This is a genomic window from Sphingobacterium sp. UDSM-2020 (assembly GCF_016132525.1).
In the GTDB taxonomy this organism is placed as follows: Bacteria; Bacteroidota; Bacteroidia; order Sphingobacteriales; family Sphingobacteriaceae; genus Sphingobacterium; species Sphingobacterium anhuiense.
In genome coordinates this window covers 15,254-35,151 of sequence record NZ_CP066166.1, presented here as the reverse complement: position 1 = coordinate 35,151, position 19,898 = coordinate 15,254, and the positions used below count along the sequence as shown (strand labels likewise).

General features: G+C 32.8%; 23 protein-coding genes and 2 pseudogenes. 11 read left to right on the top strand and 14 right to left on the bottom strand.

The genetic code is table 11. From position 1 onward, the window contains the following. Positions 1-18: 18 nt before the first annotated feature. Positions 19-1,113, bottom strand: coding sequence for a hypothetical protein (locus JAZ75_RS00240; RefSeq protein WP_208699584.1), 1,095 nt, complete (start codon positions 1,111-1,113; stop codon positions 19-21). 441 nt (positions 1,114-1,554) lie between these two features. Here JAZ75_RS00240 and JAZ75_RS00235 point away from each other — a divergent pair, with 441 nt between their 5' ends. Beyond that, positions 1,555-2,004, top strand: a complete 450-nt coding sequence (locus tag JAZ75_RS00235; protein ID WP_208699582.1) for a nuclear transport factor 2 family protein — start codon at positions 1,555-1,557, stop codon at positions 2,002-2,004. 184 nt (positions 2,005-2,188) lie between these two features. On the opposite strand, the gene uraH is transcribed toward JAZ75_RS00235, so the two are convergent. The 8 genes and pseudogenes from uraH to JAZ75_RS25915 form a co-directional block, all read right to left on the bottom strand. Next, complete coding sequence (uraH, locus tag JAZ75_RS00230) at positions 2,189-2,599, bottom strand: hydroxyisourate hydrolase (RefSeq protein WP_208699580.1); 411 nt, start codon at positions 2,597-2,599, stop codon at positions 2,189-2,191. 128 nt (positions 2,600-2,727) lie between these two features. Then, complete coding sequence (locus JAZ75_RS00225) at positions 2,728-3,288, bottom strand: lipocalin family protein (RefSeq protein ID WP_208699578.1); 561 nt, start codon at positions 3,286-3,288, stop codon at positions 2,728-2,730. Continuing rightward, positions 3,272-3,967: a lycopene cyclase domain-containing protein gene (locus JAZ75_RS00220; protein ID WP_208699576.1), complete on the bottom strand. Its 696-nt coding sequence runs from the start codon at positions 3,965-3,967 to the stop codon at positions 3,272-3,274. The genes JAZ75_RS00225 and JAZ75_RS00220 overlap by 17 nt, the downstream gene beginning before the upstream one ends. Then, a complete protein-coding gene (locus JAZ75_RS00215) occupies positions 3,964-4,422 on the bottom strand; it encodes a sterol desaturase family protein (RefSeq protein ID WP_208699574.1) in 459 nt (152 codons plus the stop codon). Before JAZ75_RS00215 ends, JAZ75_RS00220 begins: the two co-directional genes overlap by 4 nt. 4 nt (positions 4,423-4,426) lie before the next feature. Then, positions 4,427-4,891, bottom strand: a complete 465-nt coding sequence (locus tag JAZ75_RS00210; protein WP_208699571.1) for an SRPBCC family protein — start codon at positions 4,889-4,891, stop codon at positions 4,427-4,429. A 146-nt stretch (positions 4,892-5,037) separates the two neighbouring features. Continuing rightward, the gene (locus JAZ75_RS00205) at positions 5,038-5,874 is read right to left on the bottom strand and encodes a phytoene/squalene synthase family protein (RefSeq protein ID WP_132842618.1); all 837 of its coding nucleotides are present in this window, start codon (positions 5,872-5,874) and stop codon (positions 5,038-5,040) included. A 5-nt stretch (positions 5,875-5,879) separates the two neighbouring features. Next, the gene (locus JAZ75_RS00200) at positions 5,880-7,352 is read right to left on the bottom strand and encodes a phytoene desaturase family protein (RefSeq protein ID WP_208699569.1); all 1,473 of its coding nucleotides are present in this window, start codon (positions 7,350-7,352) and stop codon (positions 5,880-5,882) included. Further along, positions 7,352-7,729 (bottom strand): annotated as a pseudogene (locus JAZ75_RS25915) (MarR family winged helix-turn-helix transcriptional regulator); the annotation flags it as partial. The gene JAZ75_RS00200 and the pseudogene JAZ75_RS25915, both read right to left, overlap by 1 nt. A gap of 888 nt (positions 7,730-8,617) precedes the next feature. Between JAZ75_RS25915 and JAZ75_RS00190 the strand changes: the two are divergent. The 3 genes from JAZ75_RS00190 (at position 8,618) to JAZ75_RS00180 (ending at position 10,235) form a co-directional block, all read left to right on the top strand. Beyond that, entirely contained in the window at positions 8,618-9,085 is a 468-nt protein-coding gene (locus JAZ75_RS00190; protein ID WP_208699567.1) for an HAD domain-containing protein, read from the top strand. Between the two features lie 13 nt (positions 9,086-9,098). Then, on the top strand, positions 9,099-9,788 hold the full coding sequence (locus tag JAZ75_RS00185; RefSeq protein ID WP_208699565.1) for a hypothetical protein: 690 nt from the start codon (positions 9,099-9,101) through the stop codon (positions 9,786-9,788). A gap of 99 nt (positions 9,789-9,887) precedes the next feature. After that, entirely contained in the window at positions 9,888-10,235 is a 348-nt protein-coding gene (locus JAZ75_RS00180) for a hypothetical protein (RefSeq protein ID WP_208699563.1), read from the top strand. A 33-nt stretch (positions 10,236-10,268) separates the two neighbouring features. Here the strand turns inward: JAZ75_RS00180 and JAZ75_RS00175 are convergent, their stop codons facing one another. Together JAZ75_RS00175 and JAZ75_RS00170 are read right to left on the bottom strand one after the other, a co-directional pair. Beyond that, positions 10,269-11,309 carry a hypothetical protein gene (locus JAZ75_RS00175; RefSeq protein ID WP_208699561.1) on the bottom strand — a complete coding sequence of 347 codons (1,041 nt, stop codon included), beginning with the start codon at positions 11,307-11,309 and terminating at the stop codon, positions 10,269-10,271. Positions 11,310-11,445: 136 nt separating this feature from the next. Next, positions 11,446-12,078: a hypothetical protein gene (locus tag JAZ75_RS00170; protein WP_208699559.1), complete on the bottom strand. Its 633-nt coding sequence runs from the start codon at positions 12,076-12,078 to the stop codon at positions 11,446-11,448. A 349-nt stretch (positions 12,079-12,427) separates the two neighbouring features. On the opposite strand from JAZ75_RS00170, the gene JAZ75_RS00165 reads away from it, so the two are divergent. Beyond that, positions 12,428-12,769 (top strand): hypothetical protein, encoded by a 342-nt coding sequence (locus tag JAZ75_RS00165; protein WP_208699557.1) that lies wholly within the window; start codon positions 12,428-12,430, stop codon positions 12,767-12,769. On the opposite strand, the gene JAZ75_RS26155 is transcribed toward JAZ75_RS00165, so the two are convergent. Then, a complete protein-coding gene (locus JAZ75_RS26155) occupies positions 12,662-12,919 on the bottom strand; it encodes an ORF6N domain-containing protein (protein WP_410528632.1) in 258 nt (85 codons plus the stop codon). The two genes, JAZ75_RS00165 and JAZ75_RS26155, sit on opposite strands and share 108 nt — an antisense overlap. Positions 12,920-13,259: 340 nt before the next feature. Here JAZ75_RS26155 and JAZ75_RS00155 point away from each other — a divergent pair, with 340 nt between their 5' ends. After that, positions 13,260-13,601 carry a hypothetical protein gene (locus JAZ75_RS00155; RefSeq protein WP_208699555.1) on the top strand — a complete coding sequence of 114 codons (342 nt, stop codon included), beginning with the start codon at positions 13,260-13,262 and terminating at the stop codon, positions 13,599-13,601. Positions 13,602-13,777: 176 nt separating this feature from the next. Next, positions 13,778-14,053: a hypothetical protein gene (locus JAZ75_RS00150; RefSeq protein WP_208699553.1), complete on the top strand. Its 276-nt coding sequence runs from the start codon at positions 13,778-13,780 to the stop codon at positions 14,051-14,053. Between the two features lie 172 nt (positions 14,054-14,225). Here JAZ75_RS00150 and JAZ75_RS00145 read toward each other — a convergent pair whose 3' ends face one another. Together JAZ75_RS00145 and JAZ75_RS00140 are read right to left on the bottom strand one after the other, a co-directional pair. Beyond that, positions 14,226-15,188, bottom strand: a complete 963-nt coding sequence (locus JAZ75_RS00145; RefSeq protein ID WP_208699551.1) for an alpha/beta fold hydrolase — start codon at positions 15,186-15,188, stop codon at positions 14,226-14,228. 284 nt (positions 15,189-15,472) lie between these two features. Next, positions 15,473-16,447 (bottom strand): glycoside hydrolase family 43 protein, encoded by a 975-nt coding sequence (locus JAZ75_RS00140; RefSeq protein ID WP_208699549.1) that lies wholly within the window; start codon positions 16,445-16,447, stop codon positions 15,473-15,475. A 579-nt stretch (positions 16,448-17,026) separates the two neighbouring features. Here JAZ75_RS00140 and JAZ75_RS00135 point away from each other — a divergent pair. The 4 genes and pseudogenes from JAZ75_RS00135 (at position 17,027) to JAZ75_RS00115 (ending at position 19,891) form a co-directional block, all read left to right on the top strand. After that, entirely contained in the window at positions 17,027-18,112 is a 1,086-nt protein-coding gene (locus JAZ75_RS00135; RefSeq protein WP_208699546.1) for a glycoside hydrolase family 43 protein, read from the top strand. 64 nt (positions 18,113-18,176) lie between these two features. Further along, a pseudogene (locus JAZ75_RS26150) lies at positions 18,177-18,623 on the top strand (PD-(D/E)XK nuclease family transposase). Between the two features lie 66 nt (positions 18,624-18,689). After that, positions 18,690-18,935: a hypothetical protein gene (locus JAZ75_RS00120; protein ID WP_208699542.1), complete on the top strand. Its 246-nt coding sequence runs from the start codon at positions 18,690-18,692 to the stop codon at positions 18,933-18,935. Between the two features lie 341 nt (positions 18,936-19,276). After that, positions 19,277-19,891: a Vat family streptogramin A O-acetyltransferase gene (locus JAZ75_RS00115; protein ID WP_208699540.1), complete on the top strand. Its 615-nt coding sequence runs from the start codon at positions 19,277-19,279 to the stop codon at positions 19,889-19,891. The last annotated feature ends 7 nt before the right edge of the window (positions 19,892-19,898 follow it).

Genomic DNA, 19,898 nt, shown 5'->3' with positions numbered 1-19,898 from the left:
AGATTATTGCTATTATTTTTACCTTGTTCTATTCAATTCGTTGTTACCTTGGATTCCATCAATTGCCTCAAAAACTTCATTTTGACTTATTTCATCTGACCATCCTAAATATGTTAATTCTTTTCTCACTTCATGTTCATCTTTTCCTTTGATAATGAGATAATATGCAAATTCTGTCACTTCTTGTGGTACTCGCTTAATGAGATAATTGATTAAGAATCTTGTCAAAAATAAGAATCCAAATATGAACGTTAAAAATAGTTGAATTATCCAACTTATGATAAGTCCGATGCTTCCAATATTTAAGTCTTTTATGGTTAGTCCTTGTTGAAGTCTTATTTTCATAAATTCAAAAAAACCTATTTTTTCAAAATTGTTCTCGATTAGAATGATATAATACTCAAAAATTTGAGTACCTACAAAAATAATCAATGTGCACAAAATAAGTATATATTTTAATTTAGTTAAATTCGTGTAATTTCCAAGTTTAATACCTTGTTTTATTGAAAATGCTAAAGCAAGACCAACTAAGAATTCAAATAAAAAAATTATGTATCTACCTGTTATTGAAATCTTAGCCAATAGGAAGGCCAAAATGATAGAAATTAAAATACCGATTACAAATACAAATATAATAGTTGGCTTTTTTACATTCTTAGGCTTAGGTAGTTCTTTTGGGATAATGTAGTTGTCCCAGTTTTCTATAGATTCTTGTTCTTTTTCTAATTGTTTTAAATCTTCTCGATTATAATTTTTTTCAATATCTTGAAATACGAGCATAAATAAATGCACCCTTTTTGAATTTCGGCCATTATCCCACATTTCGCTTCCTAGAGATTCGCTTTTGACCGTTATACTCCCGTAGTTATAGGAGATAATTATAGATTCTGTGTATTGTGTTATTCCTAAACTTTTTACTTTTCGTTTGGCTTCGACAGCATGTTCATCAATGTAAATGATATCCCATTCAAGTTTTTCGAAGACTTGATTCGTAATAGCAAAAAATGCTTTTTCCGAAAGACATGTTTGAAAACCTGATTCATATTTGGGTGTAAATCCAAACTTATGTTTTTTGATTATCTGTCTTTCTAATTCTTTAAGTTCTGGCGTCATTATTTTGTTTCCTTTTTAGGAATACTTAAATTGTTTAATAATATAAGGAAGTCTTCTGCTGTTTTCTTTTTTGAACTTCGTATGGCGATTAAAGATAAATATTTTTAAGAAAACAACCACTTATTTTTTAATGAATTATGTCCAGATTATGTTGTCGATTTAGATATGAATCGTCATACAACTTATTTTAAATAGAAAAGGAATAATAATATTTGGGAGATATTTTTACTAGTAGTAGGAGCCATCTGTGGCTTTGTCACTGACAAGTGAGCGACAGTAGAATGACCCCATTTCAGACTCAACCACTTCACCTAAGCATTTCCTCCATTCACCGAGTTTTTAGTTGGTTTAGTCTAATTGCCATAGGGTAGGAACGATTTACACCCTACTTTTGAATCAACAATTAAGAACAATAAACTAACAATATAACATAAAGATATTATGAAAACTTTAGCAAAAACATTCGCAGCAGCAGCCTTGATTGCAGTATCAACATTTACGATAGCAGCAGGAAAACCAGTAGGAGACAACTCTAAAAAAGTGGTAGTGAATCTATCTACAGCAGATCTAGCGATTGATCATTACGTTGCGGTTATGACAGAGGGACAGTCGGCAGGAGTAGAGCAGTTGTTTACATCCGATTTTAAACAGAAGATACAGGCATCAGAAGATAAGACAAACAGCCGTTCAGAAGTAATTTCCTTCTTGAAAAAGCAAAAACGAGAGCTGTTGAACTGTAAAACAAGTACTACCATTGTTGAGCAATCCAGTGACTATAGGATTGCAAAAGTGACCCAACAATTTGAAGGGTTTACCAAGATCGATTTAATCACCTTGGTCAATGATGGTGGCAACTGGAAAGTATCTCAATCCATTAACTCGTATAAGTAAGGTTAATTCATATGTTTAGTAAAGGCCACATCGAGAGATGTGGCTTTGTTTGTTATTATCCAACAATAAAACAAAAAGATCAATACATGTTGATTTATTTTAAAATATTTAGAGCCTATTTAAATTTAATAGGCTCTAAATATCAATAGCGTAATAGTAAGGTATACATTGTATGAAAAAGATGTTAATTTCCCCTATATGTCGAATAACCAAAAGGAGATAGGGTAATAGGTACATGGTAATGTTCATTGTCAACAAGTTCAAAAACAACTTCTATAAACGGGTAGAACGATTTATTTCCAAGAGATTTGAAGTAGGAATTGGTATGAAATGTTAACTTATAAATGCCTGTATTATCTTTTCCGTCCTGTTTTAAAAAATCTTTTATTCTACCATTACTATCAGTATTTTTTTCCTCTACCATAGTCCAACTTTGATTCTTGTTCATTTTCGACAGTGTAATTTTAACGTTGGTAGCAGGTTTACCGGTCGTGATGTCTAAAATATGACTTGAAAGTTGAAACTTAGTTTCTTGAGCTAGACTCACTTGCACTATACCGATGAAGACTAAAACTATAAGAGTTATTTTTTTCATTTTGAATGATATTTAGTTATTTCTATTAAAATTGAGATTTTGTATTGCTTGTGCTGAAAGAAGGTGATTTTTATCACTCCAAATGATCCTCTAATGGTAGATCCCTATGGAACCAAAAAACTGAAAATTTAGTTTTTCGGGATAAATGGACTATCCGTTCTGTCATGCTTTACCCACACTAATTTAGACGTGTCATAACCAATTTCTGTCGCAGTATTTAGGAACTTCGTTTTAACCGCTTCGGGAATCTCTTTTGTTCTTGATAAAATCCATAGATAATTTAAGTTTTTACCTGCCACCAATGCATATTTATAATCATCATCCATTGAAACAACATTATATCCCGAGTAAAAAGGGCCAAAAAAACTAACTTTTAATGCTGCGATATCTTTTTCTCCTCTAAATTTTGCCAACCCCTCGGCTTTTTTCCATTCATTCTTTCTAAAATTATATCCACTGTTTAATACCTTTACATCTCCTTTTTCGTTTAAGCTGTACTGAGCCGAAACGTTGTCTAGATCTTTTTCAAAACGAAAATCAAAACGTGCTATTTCGTACCAAGTTCCTAAATATTTATTGACATCAAAATTTGCAACTGCCTTTGTGTTTTTTGGAATTGAAGCACAGGAATTAAAGAGTACAATTAATAGAGAAAAAATAAAGATTAAAGTTTTAGTATGCGTTTTCATTTTTTTTAAATTTTGTAAAAAAATAAATGACCAATAGAAACTGAGTATATCCGTACACAGCATCTTCGATCGGTATTGTTAGTATGCGTATACCCAAAAAATCATCGGGGTTGTAATTTACAATAGGAGATTCTAATCCAAAGCCAGTCAGCACACCATTGACCGGAAGAAAGCCAAGCATCAAAACACTGAATACTAAGGATGCTTTGCTAATCCAATCTTCTCGGGCAATAAAATGGAGATAAATTAAGGTTATGATTGTCGCTATTGCGGTCACTAAAGTATAGATCTTATCATGATGCCGCAAAGCGGTCACCGAACAAACAATAATGCTGACAAAAACAATTATATTATTAAAACCTGAAAGTCTGTCTAATTTGAAAAATTTATCAAAACAGAAATATGTAAAGGCACAAGAAAACGGAATACAAATAAAGAATAACCACTCTTCGATAGGTAAACCGGCAACGACAATTCCAAGCGTGTAATCGGTATTGAACCACCAAACACCTTTTGAGGTAAACCAGACATCCCAAGCAATGAAGGGAATAGCAACCACTATAGCAGCTTTAAAAAATGCTCCAAAATGTCGGATGAAAAGAATTCGTTTATCAAAAGAAGCGATCAGACAAATGATGACTGTAAAAAATAAAATCAAAGAATACGTATATGTTATCATTTTTTATCCGGATTAAAATACATTTGAAAATATTTGAAGGGCACATATAAAAAACCAAAACATTCACCATCGTGTTTCGTAGTATGCTTATGATGTTGTTTGTGCGCTCTACGGAGCGCTAGAAAATAAGCATTATGAGTTTTGGTCATGAATTTAATCCGCTGATGGATAAATATATCATGAATAAAAAAATAGGCCATACCGTACAGCATGATACCCAATCCAATATAAAATAGATAATTAAACTCTTTGAGGGAACCAAAGTACATTAAAATTATCGTGGGTATCGCGAATATCACAAAGAAGTAATCATTTTTTTCGAGCGGACCATCATTGCTGTGATCGTGATGGTCCTTATGTAAGCCCCATAAAAAGCCATGCATAATGTATTTATGGATAATCCAGGTGGCGCCCTCCATCAGTACAAAAACGATCATTGTTATTAAAAAGTTCATGCTATTATTTTAGGGTGTTAAACATTTTTTCGAGTACAGCATATCGGAAATCAAAAATATCAGCTAGTTTCTTTTTTACAAATATCCGATGAGCGATATTACCCAATATACCAAACGGCAATTCATAATCTACAGTATCTTTTATCAGTACCCCGTTGCTATTTGGGATAAATTCATGAAAATGGCTCCAATATTTATACGGACCTGTTTCTTGATAATCAGTAAAACTCCTATTAAACTCAACTTGACTGATTCTTGTTCTCCATTTTAACGGAATTTTGAACATGGGCGAAACAGTATAATCAATTATCATCCCTTCAAAAATATCTTGATGATCATCTTTAGATATTATCTTAAATCGCATATCTTCTGGAGTTATTTTCGACAGGTTAACCGGAGAAGAAAAAAAGTGCCAAGCAGTTTTAATATCGCAATTTAATTGTTGTTCTCTATATAATTGATGTCTCATCTTCTAGTTGTTTTAAGCTTATTTATGTTTTTTTCAAAATCTCTCCACTAATCTTTTTTCTGTTTCCTATTATAATATTGTCAAAAGGGGAGACTTGAGGCATTTCAGAAAACAAGGTGAAAGCAGGAATAGGGAAATAGTTTCAATCACAAATAAGCAGTTTTATACCTCACATAGCTTTTAAATGCTACATATGCTTTTTCAGAATTAGCAATTCGCACCCTGCTATTCAATATGTCTTCGGATGATTTTCTTTTGATTTTTTTAAATAAAGACAGATAATATTTATAAGCCAGATAAACACCAAACATAGCGGAATTCGGAAGTTTTTTTATTCCCAATAATGCTTCATTAAATTCTTCTTCAATTTCATTTTCAATCCTACTTTTTACATGATTATCAAACACCTCCATATCAATGTTTGGAAAATAAGTACGACCTAAAATATGATAATCATCTTTTAAATCCCTTAAAAAATTAATTTTCTGAAAGGCTGAGCCCAATTTCATCGCATAAGGTTTCAATTTTTCATAGTGCTCTCTATTACCATTTGTAAAAACCTGCAGACACATTAAGCCGACTACTTCTGCTGAGCCAAAAATATATTCTTTATAGCGATCAGAGTTATAATCTATTTTGTGAAGATCCATTTCCATACTATGTAAAAATTGGCCAATTAGTTTTCTATCAATTGAATATTGATGGACGACGTGTTGAAAAGATTGTAAAATCGGGTTGAGTGAAATTCCTTCCTCCAGTGCATTTTCTGTTTCTTCTTTTAATCTATTCAAAAGTTTCTCTTTATCGTATCCATGAAAACTATCTACAATTTCATCTGCTAACCGAACATATCCATATATGGCATAAATCGCATTGCGAATGGAAGGACTGAGCGCTAAAATGCCTAGCGAGAAACTTGTACTATATTTTTGCGTCGTGATTTTACTTACTGCGAAAGAAAGTTCGTCGAATAGTTGTTTCATATAGATTATTTTTTAGCGTTAATAATTTCATTAGATACAATTTTACCAGAAATGATAGATGGAGGTACTCCAGGACCGGGAACCGTTAATTGACCGGTATAGAATAAATTTTTAATTTTTTTGTTTCTTATTTTAGGTTTTAAAACAGCAGTTTGACCCAATGTATTTGCCAGTCCATACGCATTGCCATCATAGGCATTATAGTCTGAAATAAAATCTTGCACACAATAACTTCTTTTATATTCAATCATTGTCATGAGATCACTAATGCCCAGATGATTTTCCAGTCTTTTAAGCATGGCTACCAAATACTTTTCTCTTACAGCTTCTTCATCATTAATTCCAGTAGCTAAAGGCATCAGCAGAAATACATTCTCTTTACCTTCAGGTGCTACACCTTGGTCGGTTTTGGATGGACAGCACACATAGAATAGCGGTTTCTCCGGCCATTTTTTATCTTCATATATACAATCAATATGTTCGTCCAGGTCATGCTCAAAGAAAAGCGTATGATGCCTAAGATTAGGAAGAGTTTGGTTAATGCCCAAATAATAGATTAAGCTCGAAGGAGCAAATACTCTATTTTTCCAGTACTCTTCAGAATAATTTCGATCCACTTTATTGAGGAGCGTCTCCGTATGATGATAATCTGAAGAAGCAACTACCGTATCAAAATCTAGTTTATTTCCATTGACAGTTAGAGAAATAACGCTTCCATTTTCAGTATTTATACTTTCAACAATTTTACTGAAATGAAAAATTGCACCTTGTTTTTCCGCAACATGCTTCATCGCTAATACCAATTGATAAAAACCACCTACTGGATAATGTGTCCCAAGAGCATACCCGCCATAATTCATCAAACTATATAAAGCAGGAATATTTTTTGGTGAAGCACCCAGAAATATGACCGGAAATTCCATCAAAGTCCTTAGCTTTTCGTTCTTAAAATATTTGGCGACGTAGTTTCTGAAATTTGATAGCAGATCTAATTTTAAGGCGCTTCGGGCTATTTTAGGAGAGATGAATTCTGCCCAGTTGTGGCAAGGCTTATTAACAAAATCCTGCATACCCACCTCATATTTAAATTTGGCAGATTTCATAAATTTTTCTAATTGCGATCCGGCACCTTCTTCGATTTTTTCAAACAAGATTTTTAATTCATCTAAATTTTCAGGTACAGCAATTTTATCATCGGCGAAGATCATTTCGAACTGTGGATTCAATGAAATTAACTCAAAAAAATCAGAAGTTTTAGATCCGAAATCAGTAAAAAAATTATCGATAATATCAGGCATCCAATACCAACTCGGTCCCATATCAAAAACATACCCTTCTTCCGTTTTAAATTGCCTAGCCCTTCCTCCGGGTTGGTCATGTTTTTCAAAAACATGAACTTCATTTCCTGCTTTTGCCAAATAGGCAGCAGCAGACAGACCCGAAAAGCCAGAACCGATAACAGCTATCTTTTTCCCCATTATTTTTTTTCTTTTAAAACTTCAGTCAATAAATATTCAGATTCAATATTTCTATCGTAGATCGGCATATGAAATTCATTGAGCTTATTCAGTAACCTTATTAATTCCATTTTTTCGTTATCCGTTAAATTACCTGTCACCATCTCGCTAGCTTGTCTTATCTTTTCCATTTGCCGTTCTAAAACCGTTAAGCCTTTATCATTTATTTTTAAAAATTTACTTCTTTTATCAACGTCAGAATTTGTTTGATCTACCCAACCTTTTGTAATCAATCGGTTTATTATTTGCATGCCTGCAGGTTTATCATGTACATTTCTTTTTATTAAATCCATTTTGATCATTTCTCCAAAATCTTTCAAGATAATGAGATAGATAAAATCTTCTTGAGTAGAAAATTAGGATCCAAATATGGCGGATTTCGAATAACTCTTAGCGTACCTACTTAAATGTACAATCAACGTATTAATTACACTAGCTGCACTACGTCCATTTTCTTTTCCTTCCCAATAGGGGTCAATTTGCTTATTGGCATGCCTACAGTTAAGAGCAATCCAATTCTTAAAGTCTTCAATATTAGATTGGTACTTTATGTGTAAAGCGTTCTCTAGCTCAAATTGTTCTAGAAGTTTTAAAACATTTTTTACCATATCGTATTTCATATCTATATTTAAAGTATATAAATGTACTAATATTTATTTAACAAAGTATAAAAGTATACTTATATTTTATTGAAAATATTTTAAAATTCACATCTATAGCTTTATCTCACATATCGAGAAATAATCTTCATTGCTGTAACCATTAGTAAATAAGGTATGTATGGGTTTTCGACAATGTTTGTAAGGAATAGTCATATTGATTTTTAGGAGACTGTGAAGAGTTATTACATCATCTTGTTTCGTAACGAAAGTCTCTTGCTGACAAAAGCAATAAACTCTTCCAATAAAACATTTCTCCAATTCCAAATCATTCCTTCTTCAATGAATGAAAGGTAGTTTTCTGCATTTTGATACTCTAATAATATCTGTTTTTTAGGATAAACTTTTCTTTTAGTCATAAAAAGAAGAAAAGGTATCCAAAAATTTTTTAGATAATTTATAAGAAACTTGGTAAACTAAAGATATTGGAAGTTTCTTCTTTTAATTTCACCCACTCATAATGTATTTTTTTAGGAGTATGTAAAGAAAGAAATCGCTATTTTTAATAAATGATAGCTTATATTTTCCAAACCCAAACCTTTCAAAAAAAATATAAAAGACGGTGCAATGATTTTTTTCTTAGATATAGAAGGAGTATTGGTTCATGCTAATCCACATCAAATAGTGGAATTGGAAGATGATGGCTTTTATAAGTTTAATCCACAAGCTATTCAGATTCTAAAATCTATCATTTACAAAACAAAGGACAAAGTCATTCTTTCCACATCACATCGTTTTAAATATAATATTCAAGAATGGAAAGTCATTTTTGAAAGGAGAGGATTGGAGATTCGAAATCTATCCATTTTAGATGATAAAAAATATTTATCAAATCATCGACATACTCGTAAAGAGGAAATTTTAGAATGGATACAATCGAATAATTTAGACTATAAAGATGTTGTCATTATAAATGATGATAAGTCACTGAATGATTTACCTACATATCTAAAAAATCGTTTAATCTTGACAAATTCTTATACAGGTTTAAATGATATTATTTTAACACAGGCTTACCTGTTAAATCGCCTATAAAATTTTAGTACATATGAAGATTGGTAGAACATTATTTTGGTTTAAAGATGGAGATGAACAACTTAACAAACTTACAGATGATTTTTTTGGTTTAGGGTTTTTATTAAACAGACTTCTAAACGAAAAGTATGACGGAAAAAAAATTAAATTTATTAATATAGATTTTTTTACAGAAAATACTTTTAAACTTTATCCAATTCTTCTTAAAGAAGCTCCCTATTGTTACAATGGACATTTAAGATACTACGGGGTATTTGATTTTCATTTATTTGAAAGTTTTAGTTATGAGGAACGGTATAATTTTGTGTGGGAAAAAGCGCATAAATATTTGATTGAAGTAGCTAAGAATAATAAAAATCCAAAATTAATAGAAGCTGTCAATTATGCTTACAAAAAAGGATTAGAATTAGAATTGAATCCTGATTTTAGAGTGATTGATGTCTTCATCCCAATAGATGGAAAAGAAGTGAGAGCTTCTATTTGGATTTTATTTCAAAAGGATGGAATGGCTTCAAAATTCACGTTACAAAGTTCTGAAAACTTAATTTTTGAACAGGTGTTAGATAAAACGGAGAAAGGAGTGGAAATTTTCCTTGAGATGTATAAATCCATTGCGATTGAGAACGGTAATATTGTGATTAAAGGTCGTAAAGACATTGCATCTTTACCAGTAAAGATACCATTATCAAAAATAATTATTTAACAACAGGATAGGTATCAATTATTAATTTTAGGTATTATAATAAGATTTTTGAAAGAGTTAGGAAATTTTAAGTTCATTAATCATTATATCTTTCCTTATATGTTTTGTAAGAAATTCATCTTTTTACTCGCGTTAACAGGTTTTGTAGCATTAGGTTTTATCTCATGTAATACTAAAAATCGTGGCGAATGGGAAGTTTCCGCCACGAGTCGTGATACCATGCTTAATGCAGAAACCAATGTAAGTGATGCTAGCACTTTGATTCTTGAAATTGAGGGGCATACAGACGACTCAGTAAAAGTACATGGAATCTCAATCGCTGGCGGAGATATTAAAAAGGAACTGAAAGTTGATTGGTACAATCCAAAAGTTGCAGTTCAGTTTCAGGCTTATCTAGCAAAAAAGGGAAGTCTAAAGATCAAATACTATGTGCCTACAAACTACTAGTTCACAATACCTTGTTATCTGCTGTTTTGATTGTTATTCATCACTTGGTTTGGGCATATCGTCATACGGATATTCATAACCGTAATCGTCTTCCCATTCCTTTTTAACAATGTCACCATAAATTACTTGGCGAACTTCATAGTCCTTCTTGTCCATTGTTCCAACGAAAATTCTTTGATGTTCTGGAACTGCTTCATAGGCATATTTTAATTCATCTCGTAATTTTTTTGTTGGATTTTGTTTGTATTCGTCAAATATTCTTGCACATTTATTAATACTATTTTCTCTGCCGTTCAGTTCATTGAACTTGTCAGTCAACTCTTTCATTTTTGATTTAATGTCAACCCCACTTCCCGAAACAACCTTAAAAGAACCTAAATTCAAAACTGTAACGATTTCTCCAATGTTCAAATCTGTTGTTAGTGTGTCATTTTCAATCAGCTTATCTAAATCTTCAAATTTGTAGATTTTCTTTTTTGGTAAATTCGTTATCTCGATGTTGCCACTCCTGTAGATAGATAATTCTGCCAAATAAGTTTTATTATCTTCATTTCTGTAAAAGAAATGAAATTTTTCGCCATTAATCCTTTTAGAAAAGAAGGATTTTGGCTCGTCAAAATAATAAGGTTGTGGTGTAGGTAAAATATGTTTTGCAACCTTTACTTTACCTACCATTTTGGAACTATCGCCGTGATAATTATGTAAATTTTCAAGTTTCGGATTAAGTTGTTTTACTAGTGAATAAACATAATTATACAGGGTTTCTTTTGTATGTTTCCACTCACCTTGTTCAATATTCCAATGACCTAAACTGAAAATAGAAATTGCTTCTCCGTCAGGAATAGAAGTGACGACCCAACCTTCATTTAACTTGTCTTTGAACAAAGATAAATCAACCATTTCCCAACAAGAAATTAGTCCATCACTATACACTTGCAAGTCAGTAAAATGATATTGCATATTGTGTATAATTCCTGGAATAGAAAATCCTTCAATAACTTCTGTTCTTGTTATCATTGTCAAATCGGCTGGTACTGTCTTGCTGGACTTGAATATTTTTTCAAATAGTTTCATTTGTTTTAGGGTGTCGTTTTAAAATAGCACATAACGTTTTTCAGCTTGCCGAAGTGGCGGAAATCAAAGCATAAAAATTGAACTTTAATTTCGCACTAAACCCACCATTTTGCCAAACTGATGTTAGCCGGTAGTTTTATTCAATTCTATCTGTGTTGTATTTCTGTTTAAAATCTCTTATACATTTCTTCTTATCCACATTGTTAAATTTAAGATTATCTTTATTGAGAAATTTATGTTTCAATTCGTTACGTTTTCTAGTTTTTTCATATTCAAGTTCTTTGTCGTAGATTTTGTCTGAACCAAAGTAAATTCTGTCTTCGTGAAAATAAAAAAGTCCCCAATTTAGTGTTTCGTCAAATATTATTAAGTCGTCGGCAAAAAAAAGTCCTTTCCAATATTTAATTACCATCTTCCAAGTCAGTGTTACAGATTGTCCACTTCTATCGCTGTGAATAAATACAAACTTGTTGAAGGGAATAGGTTTCGAATAAAGCCATTTTTTAATTTCGTGTTCACAGTTTTCTGTTACTTCAAATTCTTCAATTGTTTTAAAGTATTTTTCATTAAATGGTTTCCATAATGGGCCTGTAATCATTTTCGAGCTGTTGATATAGTTTTCTACAAACTCGCTTGCTCCGCTATTCAGAAAGAAGATTTGGTCTTTGTGTTCCTGCGGTATATTACTGGCTTCTTCTGGCGACCACAAGAAACTCCAAGCATCTGGGAACTCAGTTGAATTAGTTTTGATGTTTTCAAAATTTATCATTCTTGTTTCGCTGTGGTATTATCTAAAATTACAGCTCATATTATGTTTAACGAAACTAATATAATAAAAGATTCGCTAATCCCTATCTATATTCGAATTTCGTTAAACCGAACCACTACCACTTTAAATATTTAATTTTCATCATTTCCGTCCTTTAGATTTGCTATTATTAAAAAGCTCCGAATGGTTCATATTCCTGATTTTTTTAATTGGTTATAACCTTCTTGTTAAAAAGAAAAATAAAATAATTTTTACATGAGAGTAAATTTAATTAGTATCTTCCGGTAAAATAGCTACGGATTTTCCCACTATCTGACGTTATTGATCAGTTTTATAAAAAAATAAAAACATGCCATTTAAGATTATTTTTCCTGCTCCGTATCAAGTAACAGATATTTATGATGATAATCTTGATATAAATATTGTTTTAAGTAACGGTGATGTTTATTTTGGCACGTTGTTTACATTAAAAAATATTAGAAAGCTTATGATCAACATTAGTAAGGTATACTTTTGGTCAGCAGATATGCTTATTGTAGAAGATTTATCTTATCAAAGTATTCATAAAATCATAGAAACAGTGTTAAACGATGGTTATTTTGAATTGGTATTTTCCAAAATCGGAACTATAGAAACTGTTTATTCCCACCGTGAATGGAAGGAGTATGCTGATATTAACAAAATAAGTTAAATATAGAATGATTCCCATATTATTCCCATTTAAGCAAGTAGGTCTTAAGATATTGTGTTCATCTCTAGTTAGTTCAAATATGAAGTCCGAAGGAAAATGTTTTAAGTTTCTGCTTACTTGCCTTTTTAATTGTACTTTGAACTGAGAGATTGCTTTAGCATATATTCGACAAATCTGATTGGAATTGATTAGTTTTGGGTATAGTACGTTCGGGTAATATTACAGATTTAGCTCCTTTAAATTTCCCATTTCTTTAAAGCGTTTATCATTAACATATAAAAGTGATTATGCCAGTTATGAAAATATAGTAATTCAAAAGCAAGTAATTCAAGTTTAGGGTGATTCTGACATTACTTCAATAAATCTTGAACGTATTTAATAAACCTATAAGTTTATCAAGTTTTTAGAAATCATTAAAATCTCGACAATGAAAAAAAAAATTATAATTTCTCTAATTATTCTTGTTTCGATCTCTTTTTTCGTTTTTGAGATGAAGTATGATACAACGATATATTTGGGAATGGCCTCTCCAACTGCTGATGGGCAAAGTATTGATGTAGAGGTTGTAATAGATGGAGAATTGATTAAAAAGGATAGCATTAACAATAATCCATATAAATTTAATATGATAAAAAGGAAATTGGGTATTGGTTTTCGAAAAGTAGAGATTATATCAATAAAAGCTAATGTATACAGTAAAGAGACTTTATTAATATTCCCTAATCAGTTTATTCTTATGGAATTTCTTCCTGCATGTGAGATGAACAAAGAAATTATCTATCCGCCACGATTTCATATAGCGAATGGATTTAATCCATTTTATTATGAGTAGATAGTGATAATTTGTGTGTATTTAGAGCAGGTAGATGTAAAATAGAAAAAAGTGAGATATTCTCAGAATTTCAAACATACACTTATGGATAAGTTCATTTATAAATGCTCCAGCACTCGCGTAAATGCAACTAAAAAACGAGCTGATAAATCGAAGATTTTAGATAATTTTAAAATATGAAGTTTAGTATCAGTTTAACTACAGATAATAGGTCACAGGCTAAATCGGGTTTGATTATTGACCTTTCTGATAAATTAGCAATATTTTTTGCAGATAGAATTTATGGGGATAGTATACAACATTATATTATTGGATTCACTTGTGTTTGCACACCAGAAGGTATTAAAAATTTATTCGTAAAGAAAAAACCTGTTTATGTTTTTGATAAAATAAGTACGAATAGATTTACAGGAGAAAAAATTAGAATGTTTATTAATAACATTGATCAATGATGGTGGCAACTTGGAAAGTATCCCAATCCATCAACTCGTATAATTAAAGTTAGCATACATATGTTTAGTAAAAGCCACATCGAGCGATGTGGCTTTGTTTGTTATTATCCTCAGCTATGTGTATAGTCTCCAGTGTGTTCGACGTTGAGGACAATATGTTTCTACACTCTTGTTAATCATTGTGTTGCTCTAACCATTTTATAATTGATTGCGTAGTTTCCTCTGGCTTTTCTTGCTGTATCCAATGACCACAATCCAGACTAACAACATCCAGATTAGAAACAATATTTTTTAGGTTTTCAGACTTTGGAATCGTGTCCTGCTCACCATATATCATAAGAGTCGGCTGATGAATGATTGGCGTTACGTCCGCCATTAAGTGCCAGTTTCTATCCATGTTTCTATACCAATTTATACCTCCTGTAAATCCTGAAGATTCAAAGGCAGAAACGAACACCGCGATTTCATTGTCGCTCATCAAGGGTTCGCCAAGCGGTTTTTCCGCCCTTGCAAGATTAATCATCAGCATTCCTGGTTCAAGAGGTGTGGGAGCTGAGTTTTTGCGGAATATGTTACGAAGGAACTGAGCAGTGTTTTCATTCATAATCGCATCTGCTACTCCAGGTTGTCTGTTGAAATGAACAAAATAGAAGTCTGCTCCAAATATTGCTTCCATCAACTCAATCCATGGTTTTTCACCACGATCTTGATAAGGCAAAGCCAAGTTGATGATTTTATTTACCCGATCAGGATGCAATAGTGCTAGATTCCAAACCACATTTGAACCCCAGTCATGACCCACAAATGTAGCATCCTTATATCCATAATGGTCGAGCAGGGCAATAAGGTCACCAGTCAAATGTTCAATATCATAATCCGTCACTTCGGTCGGACTTGAAGAATTACCATAGCCACGTTGATTTGGGACAATTACATGGCAGCCAGCTGCGACAAGAGCCGGTATCTGATAACGCCATGAAAATGCATGCTCTGGAAATCCGTGGCAGAGAACGATAGGTTTCTCAGAATTTTGCTGACCTGCTTCAAATACTTCCAGAACTACTCCATTAACAGAGATCATTTTAGGTTCTGGAAATTCGATTGCATTAGATCCAGTATTGATTACGTTTGTCATTCCTATATCTTTTAAATATTAATTAATGACGCAAATCTATAAGGGAGAAGTGACAGCCTTATGTCAGGAGTCTAAAATAAATGAGAGGTGTCAAAATACGCTTGTAGGATCATTTTTAAAGTCCAAATTTGTATATAATTATATTTTTACTATAGTAGCTTTATTATAAGTCGTTTATTAAGAGTAAATCTTCCAGCAATGTTGATGATCTGCTATGGAAGTCTATTTTAGAGCAGACTTTTGAACATTTTTCTTTGCAACGCTGGCAATTATATTGACGTAATTTATTTAATAATTAGCGGTCTAATAGGTTGTCCAACAATGCTTAATACGCCATCAGATGAAATTGCTAAATCATTAATGTATGATGTCCTTGGAGCGACACTTGTGGAGCTGGCATGAGCATGGTATATATATTTATATCCGCCATCTGCACTTATAAATGGAGCTCCATGACCTGTACCCAGCAATCCCGATGCTGAGGGATGATCTCTTCTTAGGATGGGGTTGCCACTATATTTCTTCCAAGGACCTTTGGGTGAACTGGCTGTTGCATAGCCTACGGCGTAATCCTGGCTTTCAAAATGATTGGCAGAGTAAATGAGATAGTACGTGTTGCCTCGTTTTAAGATTGACGGCCCTTCTACGACTGTAGCTTGTTTCTTCTCCCATGGTTCACTTGTACTTATGCATTTTGTGAGCGTTTCTGCTTTTATACTTTGTAAATCATTATTCATCTCGGCCATCCAAATGACATTTCCATCCGTAAATCGGACATAAAATAGATATGGAGTCCCGTCCTCGTCGATAAAAAGAGAAGTGTCAATTCCTTTTTCATTTGGAATAATAGGTTTTTTTTCTTCTTGAATAAAAGGTCCTTCTGGACTTGAGGAAGAAGCAACACAAATATGTTCATCAACAGAATAGAACATGTAAAACTTTTTGTGAGCGGTTACATAATATACTTCTGGTGCCCAGAACCATCGTGTTCCCCAAGAGTCTTGAGGGGAAAGTGCTAAATTTTCATGACGCCTCCAATGCTTTAGATCATCGGAAATATAAACTTCAAATCCATTTATGCGGGTGCCATATGCATAGTATTTGCCATTATGGAATAATACGTAAGGGTCTGCAATAGGTAGCTCGTTTTCGATAATTTTAACAGACTTATTATCATTTGCATTACAATATAAAGACAGTATAAAAAATAAACTGATAATCGTTATTAAACGATAAGGAATGCTTGTCATAATTTTCATTTTTTTGAATTCAAATCTTATGAAGAATTAGCCATAAATTCAAATACCGATGAATCTGTTGAGCATTTTGCTCATGCATGATACAAATTGGAATAATTTTGAATAAAATGGGCAATGTTATGTAAACTTTAATTTACATTTTTACGTGATATAGATTTGTAATTGGGCTTCAATACAATTATAAACAAAAAAAATAAAATTTATAAATAAAAAAGAGAAATTACAGAGCCTGAGGTAGATGTGAAAGGCCAAATTGTAAACGGATGTGAAATGAAAACAGCGCTTTAAGTTTTTAATTTATTCTATTGGATTATTATCAACGGCATAATCCTGTGGAATATTTGTGTCTAGATGTATTATAAACGAGCAGGTGTATCAAAAACGAAAAAACATAAACCTGGTATTTGAACTCATTTTGGTAGATTCTACAGTTATAAGAAATAAACAAACTGGCTATTTCCATAGAACTGAAGACAAGTGGGGAGATGATAATGGGAATCCATTGATGCTTATAATACTACCGGGCGATCTGGTTCATTCGGCGGAGGTGGGGCAATGTATTTAAAAATTAATTGAAATATGATGACTAAAAATTTATGTTTATCCTTATTGATTGGTTGCTGGCTTTTGTTATTCTCCACCTCAAAAGCCCAATCAAATAATCCACTTGATGTTGCTTTTGGTGATCCATTTGTACTTTACGATCAAGAAACAGATGCCTATTATATGTATGGTACTGGTGGAGTAGAGAATGGTTTTGTAGCGTATTCTTCTAAGGATTTGAAACAATGGGAGAATAGGGGTACAGTGTATACCGCTCAGCAAGATAAAAGCTGGGGGACGAAAGATTTTTGGGCCCCGGAAGTATATAAGCGTGGAGGAAAATACTATATGTTTTATAGTGCACATTGGAAAGAAAATCCGAATGATGAATTAGAAAATTATCGCATTGGTATCGCAACCTCAACCAAGCCTACAGGCCCATTTATAGATTTGACAGGTCGTCCGTTATTTGACCCCGGATATCCCATTATTGACGGTAACGTGTACTTTGCTGAAGATGGGCGTTTGTATCTTTACTATTCACGATGCTGTTATAAAAATCCAGTTCAGTCTGAGATTGCAGCTTGGGCAAAGCAACAGGGGATGTTTGATGAAATAGAAGAAAGCTGGATATATGGAGTAGAGCTAGCTTCAGATTTTTCACATGTAATTGGAGAGCCAACATTATTATTACGGCCTCCTGTATCAAGGGATGATAAACAATCTGAGTGGGAGAGTAGGTCTGTGACTTCAGGTGAAGTGAATAGAAGATGGACAGAAGGATCCTATCTCTTTAAGCATAACAATCTCTATTATATGATGTACTCCGCAAATCATTTCGGAGGAGAAAATTATGCTGTTGGCTATGCAACAGCCTCCAATCCACTAGGCCCATTCGAAAAGTCTGCAACAAACCCTATATTACAAAAAAATATATCCAATGGAGGTATTGTTTCAGGAACGGGGCACAACAGTCTTTTGAAAGATAAAGAAGGTAAAGTATGGTGTGTATATCATGCCCGCACGACCAAAACAGGCAGTCAGCGCTTAGTATTCTTAGATGAACTGAAAATTTTACCTAACGGTCAGCTTATAGTGGACGGTCCAACTGTTAAACCTTAATAAAGCTGATGTTTTTAGTTTATTGTATTTCCACTTTGATGAGATCAGGAATACCTTATAATAAATTAAACTTCATTGTGTTGGTTCTGGAGGAGAAGTCTTTCTGGTAGAGTTGAAGTTACAGAATCAAGATTTCTTTTTTGATCGAGCAGTTAGCTACACCTCTCGTACCATTAGTCGTTTAGCTAAAAAAGGTAAGGAAGGTAATGATTATGAGTTACCGCCCATTTATTTTGTTGCAGTATTAGGTTTCCGTCTAGATATTTCAAATTGAGAAAAACACTATTACAATGGTAAAATTATAGATGAGTTAGATCAGGAAGTACTGTATCCAAAGTTGAGCTACAGGCTACTCTTATTGCCTAATTTTAATAAATCTAAGACCGAGTTACCTACAATTATGGATCAGTGGATGTATTTTATGAAGCACTTAGATGAGATTGAAAAACTCCCTAACTATTTGGATAAAAGAATATTCTCTCGTATGTTTCATCCAAGAGTTTGTTTTTAAAGGTGGATGAGATAACTCAAAAATTCTATTATTATTTGAATTTTTGCTAAGTTTGAAATAGGAGAATTGGTAAAACTAACGCCTGAGGAACAGATGTCATACATATCCAGCATAGATCGTAAGCGAGATTATATCAACACGTCGGCATACGCAAAAAAAGAAGGCCAAAAGGAAGGTCAGAAACATGCTGAGGCCAAAGCTTATGCAGAGAAACTCGCTTCAGCGCGCAAAATGCTAAGTAAAGGTATCGACGAAGAAGATATATGTGATGTTTTAGGTCTTTCCAAAGAAGAGATCGAAAAACTGAAATAGAACATCGTTCTAAAATATATAGAACCGTTTGGGTGACCAAGCGGTTTTTTTTGTGCCTTTGTTAGACATTTCTAGTATATATTTATGAAGTGAAAACTATCCGCAGTTTGATAATATCAAACACAATCGAAGTCGAAAGATTGCTGTTTCTTGTCAACATCCATGCGTCTTAAGTTTCTAAAAGCTTATTTTCATATAAAAGGATAGTGGCATCCGGAGAATATCGTTATCTTTATAAGATATCTCTTTTCAATTCATAATCCGCCTTTGCGCTAGGATAACAAAGGTTATATCCATTAATCGACAAACGGCTTACAGTCTTGCGAAGTAATCATACATACATGAAAATACCAGATAAGAATAATATATATCCAATTAAAAATTATAACAGACTCTGTTTTCTGAAAAACATAATTACCAATCCAAACATCATTGTGGGAGATTATACCTATTATGACGATTTTGAAGATGTTGGTAATTTTGAGAAGAATGTCAAATATCACTTTGATTTTTTGGGAGATCGATTGATAATTGGGAAGTTCTGTATGATAGCTTCCGGTGTTCAGTTTATAATGAATGGAGCAAATCATAAGATGGATGGTATTACAGCTTATCCATTTAATATATTTGGTGGTGCATGGCAGAAAGTGGAGCCAAAATTGACAGAGCTACCTTATAAGGGTGATACCGTCATCGGAAATGATGTTTGGATTGGAACCAATGTAACAGTTTTACCGGGTATAAAAATAGGTGACGGTGCTATTATAGCCGCAAATTCTATCGTTACGCGCGATGTAGAACCCTATTCGATTGTAGGGGGCAATCCTATAAAACTCATTAAAATGAGATTCTCCAAGGAGAAGATACAGGAACTTTTAACTTTGAAATGGTGGGATTGGGACATCGATAAGATAACCGAAAATCTGGAATACCTTACTAAAAGGGTAGAAGAATAAAAAAGAA